This is a genomic window from Priestia sp. FSL W8-0524, from assembly GCF_038005965.1.
GTDB lineage: Bacteria > Bacillota > Bacilli > Bacillales > Bacillaceae_H > Priestia > Priestia zanthoxyli.
On sequence record NZ_JBBOUG010000001.1, the window covers coordinates 488678 to 505720 of the forward strand.

16 protein-coding genes are annotated in these 17043 nt (G+C 40.2%); 9 read left to right on the forward strand and 7 right to left on the reverse strand.

What is annotated here, in order from left to right; genetic code table 11:
• The first annotated feature begins 7 nt into the window (after positions 1 to 7).
• Entirely contained in the window at positions 8 to 2158 is a 2151-nt protein-coding gene (gene nasC, locus NST66_RS02490) for an assimilatory nitrate reductase catalytic subunit NasC (protein WP_049162957.1), read from the forward strand.
• Positions 2159 to 2207: 49 nt separating this feature from the next.
• On the opposite strand, the gene NST66_RS02495 is transcribed toward nasC, so the two are convergent.
• The 7 genes from NST66_RS02495 to NST66_RS02525 form a co-directional block, all read right to left on the reverse strand.
• A complete protein-coding gene (locus tag NST66_RS02495; RefSeq protein ID WP_033578092.1) occupies positions 2208 to 3389 on the reverse strand; it encodes an MFS transporter in 1182 nt (393 codons plus the stop codon).
• A 237-nt stretch (positions 3390 to 3626) separates the two neighbouring features.
• Positions 3627 to 4340, reverse strand: a complete 714-nt coding sequence (gene budA / locus NST66_RS02500) for an acetolactate decarboxylase (RefSeq protein ID WP_340843046.1) — start codon at positions 4338 to 4340, stop codon at positions 3627 to 3629.
• 16 nt (positions 4341 to 4356) lie between these two features.
• Complete coding sequence (gene alsS, locus NST66_RS02505) at positions 4357 to 6036, reverse strand: acetolactate synthase AlsS (RefSeq protein ID WP_080754376.1); 1680 nt, start codon at positions 6034 to 6036, stop codon at positions 4357 to 4359.
• A 227-nt stretch (positions 6037 to 6263) separates the two neighbouring features.
• Positions 6264 to 6428, reverse strand: coding sequence for an aspartyl-phosphate phosphatase Spo0E family protein (locus NST66_RS02510; protein WP_080754377.1), 165 nt, complete (start codon positions 6426 to 6428; stop codon positions 6264 to 6266).
• Between the two features lie 863 nt (positions 6429 to 7291).
• Positions 7292 to 7489: a YwbE family protein gene (locus tag NST66_RS02515; RefSeq protein WP_013055498.1), complete on the reverse strand. Its 198-nt coding sequence runs from the start codon at positions 7487 to 7489 to the stop codon at positions 7292 to 7294.
• Positions 7489 to 7668 (reverse strand): hypothetical protein, encoded by a 180-nt coding sequence (locus tag NST66_RS02520; RefSeq protein ID WP_028412301.1) that lies wholly within the window; start codon positions 7666 to 7668, stop codon positions 7489 to 7491. The genes NST66_RS02515 and NST66_RS02520 overlap by 1 nt, the downstream gene beginning before the upstream one ends.
• 84 nt (positions 7669 to 7752) lie before the next feature.
• On the reverse strand, positions 7753 to 8121 hold the full coding sequence (locus tag NST66_RS02525) for a winged helix-turn-helix transcriptional regulator (RefSeq protein ID WP_013055500.1): 369 nt from the start codon (positions 8119 to 8121) through the stop codon (positions 7753 to 7755).
• Positions 8122 to 8449: 328 nt separating this feature from the next.
• Between NST66_RS02525 and NST66_RS02530 the strand changes: the two genes are divergently transcribed.
• From NST66_RS02530 to NST66_RS02565, 8 genes are all read left to right on the forward strand, one after another.
• A complete protein-coding gene (locus NST66_RS02530) occupies positions 8450 to 9649 on the forward strand; it encodes an MFS transporter (protein ID WP_014461498.1) in 1200 nt (399 codons plus the stop codon).
• A gap of 56 nt (positions 9650 to 9705) precedes the next feature.
• On the forward strand, positions 9706 to 10662 hold the full coding sequence (locus tag NST66_RS02535; RefSeq protein WP_033578094.1) for an LLM class oxidoreductase: 957 nt from the start codon (positions 9706 to 9708) through the stop codon (positions 10660 to 10662).
• A gap of 262 nt (positions 10663 to 10924) precedes the next feature.
• Positions 10925 to 11851 (forward strand): ACP S-malonyltransferase, encoded by a 927-nt coding sequence (locus NST66_RS02540; protein ID WP_033578095.1) that lies wholly within the window; start codon positions 10925 to 10927, stop codon positions 11849 to 11851.
• A gap of 37 nt (positions 11852 to 11888) precedes the next feature.
• Positions 11889 to 13541 (forward strand): malonate decarboxylase subunit alpha, encoded by a 1653-nt coding sequence (mdcA, locus tag NST66_RS02545; RefSeq protein WP_033578096.1) that lies wholly within the window; start codon positions 11889 to 11891, stop codon positions 13539 to 13541.
• A gap of 5 nt (positions 13542 to 13546) precedes the next feature.
• Positions 13547 to 14404, forward strand: coding sequence for a triphosphoribosyl-dephospho-CoA synthase (locus NST66_RS02550; RefSeq protein WP_028412296.1), 858 nt, complete (start codon positions 13547 to 13549; stop codon positions 14402 to 14404).
• Between the two features lie 27 nt (positions 14405 to 14431).
• A complete protein-coding gene (locus NST66_RS02555; protein WP_028412295.1) occupies positions 14432 to 14734 on the forward strand; it encodes a malonate decarboxylase subunit delta in 303 nt (100 codons plus the stop codon).
• Positions 14721 to 16421, forward strand: coding sequence for a biotin-independent malonate decarboxylase subunit beta (gene mdcD, locus NST66_RS02560; protein ID WP_033578098.1), 1701 nt, complete (start codon positions 14721 to 14723; stop codon positions 16419 to 16421). Before NST66_RS02555 ends, mdcD begins: the two co-directional genes overlap by 14 nt.
• Positions 16409 to 17017, forward strand: a complete 609-nt coding sequence (locus NST66_RS02565) for a malonate decarboxylase holo-ACP synthase (RefSeq protein WP_033578099.1) — start codon at positions 16409 to 16411, stop codon at positions 17015 to 17017. Before mdcD ends, NST66_RS02565 begins: the two co-directional genes overlap by 13 nt.
• Positions 17018 to 17043 lie beyond the last annotated feature (26 nt).

Below are 17043 nucleotides of genomic sequence, written 5' to 3' on the forward strand. Positions count from 1 at the left end.
ACCTACGATGACTGAGATGCTGTTGAAATATTTTCGTGAGCAGCAAAAGCAAGTTGAAACCGAGCGTATCTATAATACACAGTGTCCTTACTGCAGCATGCAGTGCAAAATGCAGTTAGTTGAACAAACACATGTAAAAAGAAAAACGTATAAAACAATTGGAAGAGACAACCCTACTTCTCAAGGAAGATTATGTATCAAAGGAATGAATGCGCACCAGCATCCTTTGCATAAAGATCGGATTCAATATCCTTTGTTAAAAGTAAACGGAGAGTTTGTAAAGATTTCTTGGAGGGAAGCTCTTGACTATATTAAAGAGCACGTTACAGAGATTCAAGAGAAGAATGGAGCAGATGCGCTAGGTGTTTATGGAAGTGCCTCTATTACAAATGAAGAAGCTTATTTATTAGGGAAATTTGCTCGAGTTGCGTTAAAAACAAAGTATATTGATTACAATGGACGCTTATGTATGTCAGCTGCTGCTTCTGCTGCTAGTAAAACATTTGGCATGGACCGAGGATTTACGAATAGCTTACAAGAGATTCCGTTTACTGAATGTATTATGTTAGCTGGAACAAATATTGCGGAATGTCAGCCAACGATTATGCCTTATTTTGAAAAAGCAAAAGAAAACGGAGCTTTTATTATTGCTATTGATCCAAGAGAGACAGGTACAACTAAAATAGCTGATTTACACCTGAAGCTTAAACCGGGGAGCGACGCGGCATTAGCCAATGGAATCTTGAAGGTCATTATCGAAGAAAATTATCTAGATGAACGATTTCTACAAGAACGTGTTAATGGATTTGAAGAGGTAATGCAATATGTGGCGTCTCTAGAATTTAGTGTCATTGAAGAAATAACGGGAGTGCCGCTTGAGAAAATGTATCAAGCTGCCCGTATGTTTGGTCAAAGAGAAACAGGAATGATTTTTACTGCTAGAGGGGTAGAGCAGCAAACAGACGGGAGTGCTGCTGTGCAGAACTTTTTGAATATTCTACTTTCTGTCGGGAAAATCGGTAAACCTCGCTGCGGATATGGAGCCATTACTGGTCAAGGAAATGGGCAAGGAGCCCGAGAACACGGTCAAAAAGCAGATCAGCTTCCAGGCTACCGTTCAATCGAAAATCACGAGCATCGGATGTATATAGCAGATGTTTGGAACATAGAGGAGAAAGGTCTTCCTAGAAAAGGTGTTTCTGCATATGAAATGATTGAAAAAATTCATGACGGTGAAATTAAAGGGCTGTTTCTGGTATGTTCAAATCCAACCGTTTCAAATCCAAACGCTAATTTTGTTAAGAAGGCTTTTGAAAAGCTTGAATTTCTAGTGGTAGCAGATATGTTTGAATCAGAAACGGCAAAATTAGCAAACTTAATTTTACCAGCATCCTCTTATTTGGAAGATGAAGGAACGATGACAAATGTGGAGGGAAGAGTTACATTGCGCGAAGCTAGCTTTCCGCGCCGTGGCGAAATCAAACACGACTGGGAAATACTATGTGAAATTGCTAAAGTTTTAGGGAAAGAGGAATATTTTTCGTTTTCATCAGCTGAAGAAATATTTAATGAACTGCGAATAGCAAGTAAAGGAGGAATCGCGGATTACTCCGGTATTACGTACGAACGATTACGAGCGGAAAAAGGAATTTTATGGCCATGCAGAAGCTTAACAGATAAAGGAACCGAGCGCCTGTTTGAAACACGTTTTGCTCATAGTGATGGAAAGGCGATGATGGTCCCTGTCTCGAATCAAGCTATTGTTCCTAAAGCAAAAATAACGAAAAAATATCCTCTCTATTTAACAACAGGGAGAGTGGTGTCACACTATTTAACGGGTGTACAAACGCGAAAAAGTGCATCTTTATCTGCTAGAAATTTCGAATCTTTTATGGAAATCCACCCTTCAACAGCGAAAAAATATGAAATATCGAATCAAGAATTAGTACAAATTGAATCTTCATATGGAAGGATTGTGGTAAGAAGCAAATTTTCAGAGGGCATTCGGCCAGATACCGTATTTGTTCCTTTTCACTGGGCGGATTCTCAAAATGTTAATAACCTTGTTTCTGAGAAATTAGATCCCGCCTGTAAGATGCCTGGCTTTAAAGTAAGTGCCGTGAATATTAGCCCTTCTGTAAAAAGAAGCAGTTATTAAAAATGCTGATGCAAAAAGCCTCTTGCAAAAAGAGGCTTTTTACGTGGAATCAGGCAAGGTGCTTTTGGTTAATACGTACATCTTGTTTTTTGAATCCAGAATAATTCAGTAAGAGACAGAATAGAGCAAAAAGCGCTAGTAAGGAAAAACCGACAACGTAATCTCCGCTTGTATCTTTTATAAAGCCTAGCACAATAGGAGGGAAAAAGCCGCCTACTCCTCCGAATGCTCCTACAATCCCCGTAACAGCTCCAATATTTCCTGTTGAAACAGATGGAACCATTTTAAAAACAGCTCCATTTCCGATACCAAGGGTAATGGCTGCAAGTAAGCAACCTGCGCTGAATAGCGCGAAGGAGCTGATGGTAAAGGCGATAAATAATCCTATTAGCAGCATTCCGGTAAAGACAAAGGTGAGTACTTTTTTTGCTCCGAATACATCCGATAAATATCCTCCAAGAGGCCGTACAAACGTTGCTAATACAACAAAAATAGCTGTTTTCAGCCCGCTGTCTACGGTTGATGCATTAAATTGATCGTGCAAAATGGTAGGGAGATAGATGCTGAATGTGACAAATCCACCGAATGTTAAAAAATAGAAAACGGACAAAAACCACGTTTCTCTAAATTTTAATACCGATAAAGATTCCTGCAACGTTTTAGGAGAAGCAGCAGAAGGGTGGTCTGAAGTTTCTACCCATAATAAAAGAGCCATTAAAGCTACCGCAATTGCTAAACTCCAAAATACCCAAGGCAAGCCAAAAGAAGAAAAGATAAGTGGAATACTAAAGCTTGCTACCGCTGATCCTAAGTTGCCCATCCCGGCAATTCCTAAAATAAAACCTTGCTTTTGAGGTGAATACCATTTAGAGACATATGTAATGGAAATAGCAAATGTTGTTCCAGCCATGCCGATAAAAAATGCCCAAAAGAGCAGCATGGAGTAAGAATGAGTAAAGCCTGCACAAATGGTAGGGAGTAAAAGAGCAAGCATTGTTAACGAATACACTTTTCTTCCGCCGAAGCGATCTGTTAAAATTCCCATCGGAATCCGCATGAGTGAACCTAATAAGACGGGAGTGGCAATTAAGATACTTTTTTCAGCGTTGGTTAATGAATACATCACTTGAATATCTGCGGCGATAGGCGCGAAGACAGACCATACTGAAAAAGCAATAATCATAGATAAAGTCGAGATAAGAAGTACAGATAAGGGCCGTTTAGAAAACATTGCTTAAAAACCTCCTTTTTTATATACAGCGTAAAGCTGTTGCAATATGGTAATTATGATACTATGCTTTCTTTCTTATGTATCATTCTGTGTTAGGCTTTCTTCCGTGGTTTTATGGGAGACCTATATTACTAATAGAAATGGGAGGAAACTTAAAGATACACGAAGTGTTCATAAAAAAACTCTCATCGTCATGCGCAGCGATGAGAGTTTTTTTATCAGTAAAAGTATCGTTGCTTATTCAGCCGTCGCAATTTCTTCTTCTACATCATGGTCTTCTAAATTAGCATTTAGAAATTCACTTGTGTCCGATAAATTGAGATTTAATTTCGTTTTTTTGCAAATTTGAATGGTAACATCCTGAACGGAGACGTCTAAAACATGTCCACCTTCTTTTTTATATTCATCAATAAAGTGCAGGTGATACCCGGGAACACCGATGCCTGAAGAATATTCTGGCGTGTAAAAACCTGCTAGTGTTCCATTTACATCTGAAGATGTAAATATAGGCTGATCAGCAGCTGCATCTACCATGGAAGGATAGGGTTTCTCTTGCTTTGCAACAGTGCGAGTTTTTACTTCTTTAAACTTCCCGTCAATACGAACTGCATAGAATAAATTCGGACTGGGAATAAGCTCGTTCATTAAGGTTTCTAGTTGTTCACGGTTCATTTCCTCTTCTACACGATAAGAGATATCTTCATAAAAGGTTGTCATAATGGCAAAAGGTGTTTTTGCATCTTCACTAATAGGTGCGGCTTTCCCATCAGCAATGTGATAAAATTCTCCGTCAAAGGCAATCATTTCACCATCCAGCTGATTAAACGTGCCGATGCCGAAATCACCTTTCTTAGCTAAATCCCTGTATGTGACAACACCGTCAAATACTCCGTCCAATAAAGCAATCATAGTGGAAGTTTGGTGAATCGTTAATTTTTCTTTATTGCTCATTCTTTACTCAGTCCTTTCAGTTAATTTGATCTGGCAGTAGTTGTGTATTTAATTTTTCATTATCTTTATAATCTACAGGCACGTCGATGATAACGGGGCCTTGTTCACGAAAAGCGCTTGCTAGAGTGTCCGAAAATTCTTCTGGTGAGTTCACTCTAAATCCTTTGGCACCAAAACTTTCAGCAAGCGTAACAAAGTCTACACTCCCGAACTCTACCGCAGATTTTCGGCCATATTTAATCTGCTGTTGAAAGCCAACCATATCGTAGGTTTGATCGTTCCAGATAATGTGAACAATTGGTAAGTTTAACCGAACGGCTGTCTCGAGCTCCATAGCTGAAAATAAAAACCCGCCGTCTCCAGACATGGACAGAACTTTTTTATGGGGGCGAACGAGTGCAGCTGAAATAGCCCAAGGCAAAGCAACACCTAGCGTTTGCATGCCGTTGCTGAATAGTAAATGCTGAGGTTCATAGGAACGAAAATAACGAGCCATCCATATGTAATGCGAACCAACGTCACATGTGATGGTAGTATCATCTTCAACAAAGTCCTGCAGAGCTTCAATTAACTGTAGGGGATGAAGGTGAGTGTCATTAGAAAACTCGTACTGATCGTCAGGTTGTTCAAGTTTGCTTTTTAGCGTTTTTAAAAAAGAAGCACTTTCTTTTGAACGTATTAAATGTGGGAGTTTATCCGTTAATATGTCGATGGTGCTTGGGATATCCCCTACTAACTCAATTTCCGGCTGATAATGGTGGTCAGCTTGTGCTTGTACATCATCTAAATGAATAATGCTTCTTTGACTTTCTGAGTTCCAAAGAGAAGGAGGGTATTCAATTGGGTCATATCCGATTGTTAAGACGACGTCAGCATGCTTCAATAAGACGTCTCCAGGCTGATTGCGAAAAAGACCTACTCGTCCAAAAAAGTGAGTTTCAAGCTCTCGTGAAACAGCTCCCGCACCTTGGAACGTTTCTACGACAGGAAGGTCATGTTCTGCTACGAGTTGACGGATTGATTCCACTGCTTTAGATTTACTTGCTCTCATACCTAAAAGTAAAACAGGTAGTTTTGCTGTGCGAATAGTGTGTATAGCTTGGGCAACAGCGTCTAAATTAGCAGCGCCAATCGTAGGAGTTTTTAGAAAGGATAGAGTGGAAGCTGATGTTTCGCCATCCATTACATCCTGCGGCAAGCTGACAAAAGATGCTCCTGAAGGAGAAGAAACAGCTTCACGAAAGGCGTCTGTTATCACTTCTGGAACGTTTGCAGCATCTTCTACCTCAACGCTGAATTTGGCGATAGATTTAAATAGTCCTTCATTGTCCATTGATTGATGCGTCTTTTTTAATCGATCTGCTCTTGGAACGGCTCCTGCTAGGGCTACCACTGGATCACCTTCAGAAGTAGCAGTGACAAGGCCAGTTGCTAAATTAGCGGCACCTGGACCTGATGTGACAAGGCAAACGCCCGGCGTACCTGTCAATCTTCCCATAGCAGCTGCCATAAACGCAGCATTTTGTTCGTGGCGGCAAACAATTACTTCCGGTCCTTTTTCTTTCAAAACATCAAATACGCCATCAATTTTGGCTCCTGGAATGCCAAAAATATAAGGCACATTCTGACTTGCTAAACTTTCTACTAGTAAATCGGCGCCTTTTTTTGTTTCGGTAGTATCAGCATTACTCATCATGCATTCTCTCCTTTAAGTTTCTTAAATAAGTTTTAAGGCCTACTGATTGAATACCCAATTTGTATGACAACTAACCAAAGGAAAGGAGAAGGTTTTAATTTTCTAAATAAAAAACTTCCCTAATTAATTAGGGAAGCAGAGATGTACCTATTGCGAATAAAACACATCTGTTTTATCTGTAGGTTTATGGTACTTGGGGGATAGCAAGTGAAAGTCCTACGCGGCTCTTATTTGGTATGGTTAAAAAGCTTTTGGTAACGAACAATTTTTTGATCTAGCTTTTGACTTAATTTTAAGATCTCACCGTGAGAATAGCTGCTTGTTTTCTTAGCTAATTGGTAAATATCTGATTGTAAGGCTCGAATTTCTTTTTCTAACTGTGGTTGCTTCATTGAAATCCTCTCCAAGTCAGAATACTTCTATCTTCTATCTTTTATCTAATAGTATGAAATTCCTTCATATTTGTAAAATGTTTTTTGTTTTGAAAAATATGAAATAGGTAAAGAGCTGCTGACAAGCTTTGTCGAACACTTTTTTTACCTATTTTCAACAAATATGATATACTAAGGCTAGGAAAAATGACAATCCGGAGCGCACGTTCAGTTATTCTTAACAAGCGAATGAATTCTTAGCTTTGACAAGTTTAACTTGTAAGGTGAAGAAATTCATCACATAATCTTATTAGATCTGAACCTTGTTAGCCCGGATGAGGATTTGTCGAAAACGATTCACTAGAAAAAACCTTCGAGACCGCCAACTCGGAGGTTTTTTTATTTTTGTGTATGGGAAGTAAAAAAAAGACATAGACTAATAAAGAAAAAGGTCCTGCACCCATAATCGGCCGTAGTTGATTACACCTTGTCCATTTCTGCAAGGAAGCTGTCTTTTTACTATAGGGAAGTGCCGCCAAACACCATTCCCTAAAGACAATCAGCACACGAGCCTTATGGATGAAGAACCCTTTAGACGATACTTATCGGTGATTACTTATTTTACTACTGGAAAAATAGCAAAATAAGAGCGACTATGGCTCCTAAAAGCTCCACGTAAGCCGTTAGGAGCTGAACATTCTCAGCATCTAGGAAAAATGACTTGAGGATTCGTCTCAGACTATCCACCACCTTTTTTTTCCTTGCATGAGTTCCCAAGGGAAAGAAAGGGGACGACAGTGCTTCTTTATTTTAACAAAAGTAGGAAATGATAAGTAGATTTATTTGAAGTGTAAATTAAAAAAGCATGTAAAATACATGCTTTTTTAATTTGGGTAAATTTCTTTTATGCGTCCGACTTGTCCATCTGTTAAACGAACTTTGATACCGTGCGGGTGAAAGCTTGAATTGGTCAGAATGTCTTTGACCGTTCCGTGTGTAAGTTTTCCAGAACGCTGATCTGCTTTTAAAACAATGTCGACTTCAATTCCAGGGGCTACGTCTTTTCTATTTTGTCCGTTCATTATACACCTGTTCTCTTTCGCTGATTATTCGTTTTTTTGGTTTGTTGACTCGTCAGCTTTTTGGTTGCTTGATTGGTACTGCCGTTCTTAGCTTTACTTGAAGATTGATTTTTCTTATTAGCAAGCTGCTGTTTGATAGCATCTTGAAGGCTAATTTTCTTTTTAAGTTGTTCTGTCATAAAGGTTCCTCCTGAATACGTACATCGTCTGAAAAAATAAAGAAAGTAAGGGAATGAAAAAGCTGACTATCTAGTCAGCTTTTTTTAATTAGAAACAGTGACTTCTTCTACAGGCTGCATAAGTACAGCTTCTTTATCAGGGTACGTTTTTTCAATATGATGTTCTCCCCAAGAGCATAGTGAATCAAGAATGCTTTTTAAAGACCATCCGTAATCTGTTAAAGAATATTCTACTCGAGGCGGCATTTCATTGTACATTTTTCTAACAATGATGCCGTCTGCTTCAAGCTCACGAAGCTGCTGCGTTAATACTTTTTGTGTAACGCGCGGCATAATTCTTTTTAATTCTCCAGGGCGTTTTGTCCCTTTAATTAAGTGGCAAAGAATAACGACTTTCCACTTGCCTCCAATGACTTCTAATGCCGCTTCCACTGGAATATTATATTTTTTCACGTTAACAACTCTCCTTGTTCTAGAGATAACGGTTAAATGCATGGTTTCGCATTTTTTCTGATGTTTATCATACCACTATAGCGCAGAATTTTCTAGGTGTAAGCATTTTTTTAGAATACCCAATAGTTCATGACTTTAGTATTTACGCTTATTGTAACCTCCAGGTACCTATATCACTTGAAAGTGCGTACTTTTTCTTTGGTTTTACATCGCTCATAATAACAATTGTTGATGGCCGGTTAGCGAATATATGAAGGGTACCTAAGCTAATCAGCTGTAAGAGAAGCTATTATAAAAAGTTATTATAACGAACAGGAGGCGTTAAGAAGTGAATACACTTTCACAAACACAACAAAGTAAAAAAAGCGGTGCTTTGCCGCTATTAGCGCTAGCTATTAGCGCCTTTGGAATCGGGACAACAGAGTTTGTTCCAGTAGGTTTATTATCATCGCTTGCAGATGATTTAAATATTTCCATTACACTAGCAGGGTTATTAATTTCAGGGTACGCAATGGGAGTTGCATTTGGAGCGCCCGTATTAACAGCATTAACAAGTAAAATGAGCAGAAAATCATTGCTGATGCTATTAATGGTTATTTTTATCGTAGGAAACTCAGTAGCAGCTTTATCAACAAGCTTTGGGCTGCTGCTTATAGCACGAATTATTACTGCATTTTCACACGGGATTTTCTTTTCTATCGGTGCGACTATCGCTGCTGATTTGGTGCCGGAAGATAAGCGGGCAAGTGCCATTGCTTTAATGTTTACAGGTTTGACAGTTGCAACTGTTACAGGTGTTCCACTTGGTACATTTATCGGACAAGCTTTCGGCTGGAGAGCAACATTTTGGGGAGTAGCGTTACTTGGCGTTATTGCCATTATTGCCAGTGCTCTTTTAGTGCCTAAAAACTTAAAAGAAGCGCCGCCGGCAAAGTTTAGTGATCAATTAAAAATTTTGAAAAACGGGCCGCTTTTACTATCGTTTGCTATTACTGCTTTAGGTTATGGCGGAACGTTTGTAGCTTATACGTATTTAGCACCTATTCTTGAAAAGTTAACAGGATACGCACCAAGCGCAGTTAGTATCTTGCTATTAGTATACGGCGTAGCAGTAGCCATCGGAAATACGATTGGAGGAAAAGCTGCGAATAAAAATCCGTTAAAAGCATTATTTTGGATGTTTTTAATTCAAGCCGTTATCTTAGTTATTTTATCGTTTACTGCATCGTTTAAAGTAGCGGGAACAATTACGATTTTTGCCATGGGCTTATTGGCATTTATGAACGTACCTGGACTGCAAGTGCTGGTCGTGAACTTAGCTGAAAAGTATGTTCCTTCAGCAGTAAACGTAGCCTCTGCGCTGAATATTGCTGCATTTAACGTTGGAATTGCTATTGGTTCTTTTGTAGGCGGCCTGATTGTTGATTCCATTGGTCTTGTTCATACTCCTTGGATTGGAGGAGTGATGGTTTTAGGAGCAGTCTTATTAACCGCATGGAGCCGCTCAATAGAAGCAAAAGCAAAATAAAACAGAGATCATCGCCTTTTGCGATGATCTCTTAGCTATAAAAGGAGAGGAAGCAAATGACTGCATTTCAATATCATAAGGCGTATCGTCGTATGTACAAGGAGAATGAGTTAACGTTAGGTTTGCATATGCCGCTTGAAAATTATCAGTATGCCACGCCTACGATGGAGAAACAAGTAGAGCTCACGCAGCTTGCAGAACAATATGGATTTACAAGCTTATGGTTCCGTGATGTCCTTCTTCAAGATCCATCATTTGGCGATCCAGCCACGGGTCAAATTTATGATATGCTTATTTATTTGACTTACCTTGCCAGTCAAACAAAAGAAATTGCTCTCAGTACATCTGCTATTGTGCTACCTTTACGCCATCCGCTTCGTGTAGCTAAAGAAATGGCAACCATTGATCAGCTTTTTCCTGAGCGTTTGATTATGGGCGTATCCTCTGGAGACCGTCAAGCAGATTTTCGAGGGTTAGGTATTCCTCATGAAGAAAGAGGAAAGCGATTTGCAGAGGCTTTTCATTATTTAGAAGAAGCGTTAAATAAAGAATTTCCATCTATCCAGTCTGCTTTGGGGTCCATTCAAGGAGCAAATGTTGTTCCTAAGCCAACGAAACGTATTCCAACGATGATCACGGGATACAGCCAGCAAAATATGGAGTGGTTTGCACAGCATGGAGACGGCTGGATGTATTATCCTCGTCATCCGCATTTTCAAGCAGAAGCCATTAAACAGTGGAGAGAACTGGTTGATATCTATCATCCAGGCGTTTTTAAACCTTTTACACAACCTATGCATCTAGATTTGGCAGAAGATCCAAATGAAATGCCAACGCCAATTCGTTTAGGATTTCGAGCAGGGCGTAATACATTAATTGAGCTTCTTTCTATTTATAAAGAAATAGGAGTTAACCATCTCTTTTTTGCTCTTTTTGATAGTAAGCGTCCGGCTGAAGAAGTCATACATGAGCTTGGTGAAGAAGTGCTTCCGCATTTCCCGTCTCATATGTAGCAAACAAAAAGAGGCTGAGACAAAAGCAGTTTACTTAAAGGAAAATCCGAACGATGAATCGTTCGGATTTTTTCATTTATCCAATTCGCTCATCTTTAGATTCCAGATTCCATTGATTTCGTTATGTCTAACTCTTTTTTTATATAGATTTCAAGTTATAGGATATATAAGAAATATGTATTAGAGTTATTGATTCTATGTTCTTTATAATAAAAGTATCCATTATCTCCTTGGGTGATATAAAGTCGAAAGGAGAAACACGATGAGTGTTGCATTTCTATTTCCAGGACAAGGTGCACAATATGCTGGTATGCTTCATGATATAAAAAATAAATGGGGATTAACGACTACGTTTGAAGAAGCAAGTGAGGCTTTAAATCAAGACGTATTATCGTTAGATTCGTCAGAAAAATTAAAATATAATAAAAATGTTCAGATATGTCTTTTTATTGCAGGAGTGGCTACGGCTAGATCGTTTAAAAACAAAGGTTACTCGCCAGACGTGGTAGGAGGGCATTCAATAGGGGCGTTTGGAGCAGCAGTTATATCTGAAGTGTTATCTTTTAAAGAAGCTCTTTTTCTTGTGGGAAAAAGAGGGGAACTGATGGGAAATGCCTATCCTGATGGTTATGGTATGGGGGTTGTAATGGGACTGCGCGAACATCAGCTTCTCTCTATTGTACATGAAATATCCACCGATGCAGCTCCTGTTTACGTAGCGAATCTAAATGCTCCTGATCAAATAACGCTTTCTGGCACCTTAAAAGCAATTGAGGAAGTTCTTGAAAAAGCATCTAAAAAAGGGGCTAGGAAAACCAAAATGCTTCATGTAACGGTGCCTTCTCACTGTCCTCTTATGGAAGGAGTTTCGAGCGAATTACGAAAAATAATAACGGAAGTGAAAGGAAAAGACCCGATCGTTCCTTTTATAGGTAATTGTAAAGCTCGGAAATTATGGAAAGCTGCTGATATTAAGGAAGATCTGGCAGCGAGTGTTGCCCTGCCCGTCCGTTGGCATGACATGACGGAAGTTATGTATGAAATGGGTACAAGATTATATATTGAAATGGCTCCAGGAAGAGTACTAACGGATTTGACTGCTAAGAGCTTTCCGGAAGCAAGGGCTATTTCTGCAGCCGAATCTACTATGAAATCTGTGTTAATTTTAATGGAGAAAGAAAAAATGTAAGCGCATTAATTTAGGAGTGGAAGAAAGGAGCTAGAACATGAGTGGAATAAAAAAAACTTCAAAATCATGGACAACCCGCCGAGATCAAAAAGCAGCTCGCCTTGCGAAAATAGACCAACTTCTTAAAGGAAAGTTATTGGATAATGAACACATTATTGAAGCGTTAGAATTGCTTATATCACCTGGAGATAAAGTAGTGCTTGAAGGAGACAATCAAAAGCAAGCATCTTTTTTATCAAAGGCGCTGAATGAAGTAAGCGCTGATAAAATAAACGGTCTTCATATGATTATGTCTAGTATTTCACGCCCGGAACATCTCGACATATTTGAGAAAGGAATTGCTGAAAAAATTGATTTTTCGTACGCCGGTGCTCAAAGTCTTCGCGTATCTCAAATGATTGAAGATGGCACGTTGAAAATGGGAGAAATTCATACATATCTAGAGCTTTACGGACGCCTTTTCATTGATTTAATTCCCAATATTGCATTAGTGGCTGCCGATAAAGCGGATGCACAAGGTAACTTATATACAGGAGCAAATACGGAAGAAACGCCGACGATTATCGAAGCAACAGCGTTTAAGGACGGAATTGTCATTGTGCAGGTAAATGAACTTGTTGAAGAACTTCCGCGAGTTGATATTCCGGCTTCTTGGATTGATTGTATCGTCGTGGCCAATCAGCCTTATCAATTGGAAGCTTTATTTACCCGAGATCCTCGTCATATTACAGAGCTCCAAATTCTAATGGCTATGATGACGATTCGAGGTATCTATGAGCGCCACAGCGTACAATCATTAAATCATGGCATTGGCTTTAATACAGCTGCAATTGAGCTTTTGCTGCCTACCTATGGAGAAAAGTTAGGGCTGAAAGGTAAAATATGCAAGAACTGGGCTCTGAACCCTCACCCTACGTTAATTCCGGCTATTGAAAGCGGATGGATTGAGAGCGTACACTGCTTTGGCGGAGAAGTAGGAATGGAACAATACACAGCAGCCCGTCCAGATGTATTTTTTACAGGACGCGACGGCAGCCTGCGCTCAAACCGTGCGATGTGTCAAGTCGCTGGTCAATATGCGGTAGATGCTTTCGTGGGATCAACTTTGCAAATAGATGGAGAAGGAAATTCTTCTACCGTCACATCTGGACGTTTATCAGGGTTTGGCGGAGCGCCTAACATGGGGCATGATCCTAGAGGCCGACGGCATTCTACGTCTGCTTGGTTGGATATGATGAACGATAAGCATGAATTAGCAAGAGGCAGAAAGCTAGTTGTACAAATGGTTGAAACCTTTCAATCAGGAAATGAGCCTGTTTTCGTTGAGTCTTTGGATGCGGTAAATGTAGCTAAACAAGCAAACTTAGCTACTGCTCCTGTCATGATTTACGGGGATGATGTGACACATGTCGTGACTGAAGAAGGAATTGCTTATTTATATAAAGCACAAAGCTTGGAAGAAAGAAAAGCAGCGCTTGAAGCAGTAGCGGGGGTAACGCCTATAGGGTTACGGCACAACCAAAATAAAGTGGAAAGAATGCGCAGAGATGGCTTAGTGGCTTTTCCGGAAGATTTACAGATTCGCCGTACGGAAGCAAAGCGTTCGCTGTTAGCGGCGAAAAGTGTAGAAGATTTAGTAGAATGGTCAGATGGTTTATATAATCCGCCTGCTAAATTTAGGAGCTGGTAAAAAATATGCGTATTCAAGAAGAGCCAAAAACAACTGTGTTTTCTTCATGCCTGATAGCTAAAATGGCAGTTACCGCTTTGGTTGATGAAGCGGTACTTACACCTAAGCCGGGGCTTGTAGATGCAGCAACAACTGGATCTCATCAAGATATGAATATTGAGACGCTGCTAGCCTCTGCTTATGCTTTACAACCGACCTTCTCACAGATTGCATTATATAGTCAAGGAAAGCAGCCGAGTCAGATGCTAAGGGAAGAAATTGCTCGAATTGGACGCGAAGGTGAACAAATTATGTACGCGGCTACGGATGGTGTCAATACACACAAGGGAGCTATTTGGGCATTAGGTCTACTTGCTTCTGCAACAGCGGTTTGCGGTATTCAAGCATCACCTGCATCCATCACAGAAGCTGCAGGAAAAATTGCTCGTTATGCAGATCGCTTTTGTACTCTGCATTCATCTAATGGACTTCGTGTGAAAAAAAAGTATGGCGCAAAAGGAGCGGCTGGAGAGGCGAAGCAAGGATTTCCTCACGTGATTCATATAGGCTTGCCTGCTTTACATAAGGCTCGCAAGCTAGGCATACATGAAACATCAGCGCGGATTGATACTTTAGTAACACTAATCGCCAATCTTGATGATACGTGTATTTTGCATCGTGCTGGTCCAGTTGTATTAGAGGAGGTTAAAATGGCGGCATCCAATGTGTTAGAAGTTGGAGGGGTATCTACATCAATAGGAAAACAGCGGCTGGAAGCGTTAGATCATATTTTTCTATCATCTAACGCTTCTCCAGGTGGAAGTGCAGATTTGCTGGCTGCTGTATTATTTTTAGATCGAATATCTCTTTTTAAAGAATCATAAACGTCTGCAGGGAGGAGTGAGTGGCTAATGGAAACGTTAGTGTTTAAATACAAAGCCGATCGAAAGTTAACTCAGCGCGCACATGTAGGCGTTGTTGGTTCAGGGGATTTAGAAATCTTAATGGTTCCTTCTGATGAAGAACATGCTCACGTATCAGTACGAACAGGAAGTGAAGGGTTTAGTGAAACCTGGAAAGCCGTATTAGATCGGTTTTTTAGTGCTCATATGATTCAAGCGAAAATTGTAATTAATGATTTCGGTGCTACGCCCGGTGTAGTCGCTTTGCGTCTTGCACAAGCTTTGGAGGTGAGTGAAAATGGGAGTGAATAATCAAAGCTTTATTGAGTTAAATGGAAGAGAACGAGCCCAGGCAATCTTAGATCAAGGTACATTTCGTGAGCTGCTCGGCCCTTTTGACGGGATCGAGTCGCCTCATTTACCTAAGCAAAATATTGTTCCTCAAAGCGATGATGGTGTCATCATAGCAAGTGGGCTAATAGCAGGGGAGCCAGCAGTTGTCATTTCAATAGAAGGAGGATTTCAAGGGGGAGGCATTGGTGAAGTATCGGGAGCTAAAATTGCAGGAGCTTTAGAATTAGCTCTTAATAATCACAAAAAAGGTGTTCCTGTTAGACCTGTTTTTCTATTCGATACAGGAGGGGTAAGGCTGCAAGAAGCGAATTATGGACTTTTGTCGATATCTGAAATTGGCTCAGCGGTAGTTGCTCTGCGTGAGCATACACCTGTTGTCGGAGTTATTTCAGGAAATGTAGGCTGCTTTGGAGGAATGTCTATCACTGCTTCACTCTTTAGTTATCTCATTATGACAAAAGAAGCAAGGTTTGGTCTTAACGGCCCGGAAGTGATCGAACAAGAAGCGGGGGTTGAAGAGTTTGATGCAAGAGACCGAAGCTTAATCTGGAAAACGATTGGCGGTATTCAACGCTATGAAACGGGGTTTGCAGATACATTAGCACAGGATGATGTTACTGCTATTCAACGAGCGGTTCAAGAGACGTTTCAAAAAAAAGAAAAAGTAGCTAGTAAAACAGAACAAGTAGATTTTTATAGGCATTTGCTTAGCAAGGTTGATCCTTCAGAAAAAATGGCTCCTTATCAATTTCAAGAATTGTATAAAGCAACAAAAAATGAACATATCCCTTCAGCAGTCTCTTACTCGTTGAACGAAGTTCCAGGTAGCATGCCTAACAGCCGCGGTCGCGTGTGGATTAACGCTTTAATAAATGATGAAGAAGCAGATTTTGAAATTCCTTCCGTTCTTTATAAAGACGCACTGCTAGGAAGAGAAAAGGTCCGATATATATCGGTTGTACCTAATCCTTATAATCGTTTCTTACGTGCACGAAAAGGCGAAGTAGGACTAGATGAAGGATGGGCAATTGCTAAGCACGTTCGTGAAGTAATACAAGAAGATCGAAATCAATCTCCGCGCCCTATAATTGCCATTGTGGACGTACCGAGTCAAGCGTATGGCTATCATGAAGAACTTCTAGGTATTCACTATGCTTGCGCTGCTGCAGCTGATGCTTATGCAGCAGCGCGCTTAGCAGGTCATCCGGTTATTACGTTAATTGTCGGAAAAGCAATTTCAGGAGCATTTTTGGCTCATGGATACCAATCGAATCGAATTTTGGCTTTAAAAGACGAAGGAGTGAATGTTCACGCCATGTCCAAACAGTCGGCAGCGCGCATTACTAAAAGAAGTATAAAAGAACTTGAGGAAGCTTCAAAGAAAGTCCCGTCCATGGCTTATGATATTAAATCATTTGCTTCACTTGGCGCTTTATATGAGCTGGTTAGCGGTATTCAAGCAGAGCAGCCCACAGAGCGCGACGTTCAAATGATTCAAGATATTTTAATTGGAGCAGTAGAAGATGTTCGCTGTGAAGGTGTATACGATTTAAGCAGCCGGCTGCACAGTGAGCAAGCAAGAAAGGAAGGGCGAAAAGCTTCTTTATGGGTAAGAGGTGAGTTGGAAAAACAATGGAATATATAGCTCATGATTTGCTTCAGTTAAAAGAGGAAGCAAAGCTTATCAGTTATACACCTATCCCCGAGTGGGTGGAATATTCATTAGCCAAGGCTCCATTTGTAGTGGTAAGGCGTGCTGTTCACCGAGATAAACTGATACCTATTGGAGTAAGAGGAGAACGAAGGAATCAGCGTTTTGGTGCTTTTTTATCTGAGGAGGCCATTAAACAAACAATTAGGCCGGAAAATCTCGTTTCATTTTTTCAAAACGTCCAGTCTAGAAACATGCCAGCTATACGCGCTTTGGAAGAGGTGGCTATTATTTTTGAAAAATTTGCGTGGGGACCAACCGGCAGTGTAGGGTTCGAGCTTGCAAGCGGTGAAGAAGTTGTCACGACAACCAGTGATTTAGATGTACTTATTCGCCTTTCTTCTTATTTGTCGGTGAAACAAGCGGAAATGATAGTCAGTAAGCTAAAGAGATGCCCAGTTTCTGTAGATGTACAGGTAGAAACAGAAAAAGGAGCCTTTTCTCTAGCGGAATACGCAAAAGGCGAAGAGACGCTGCTTCTGCGTACTGTATATGGTCCTGCCTTAGTAAAACTGAATCAATTAGCATAAAAGACGGATGAGGGATTTGAACCTTT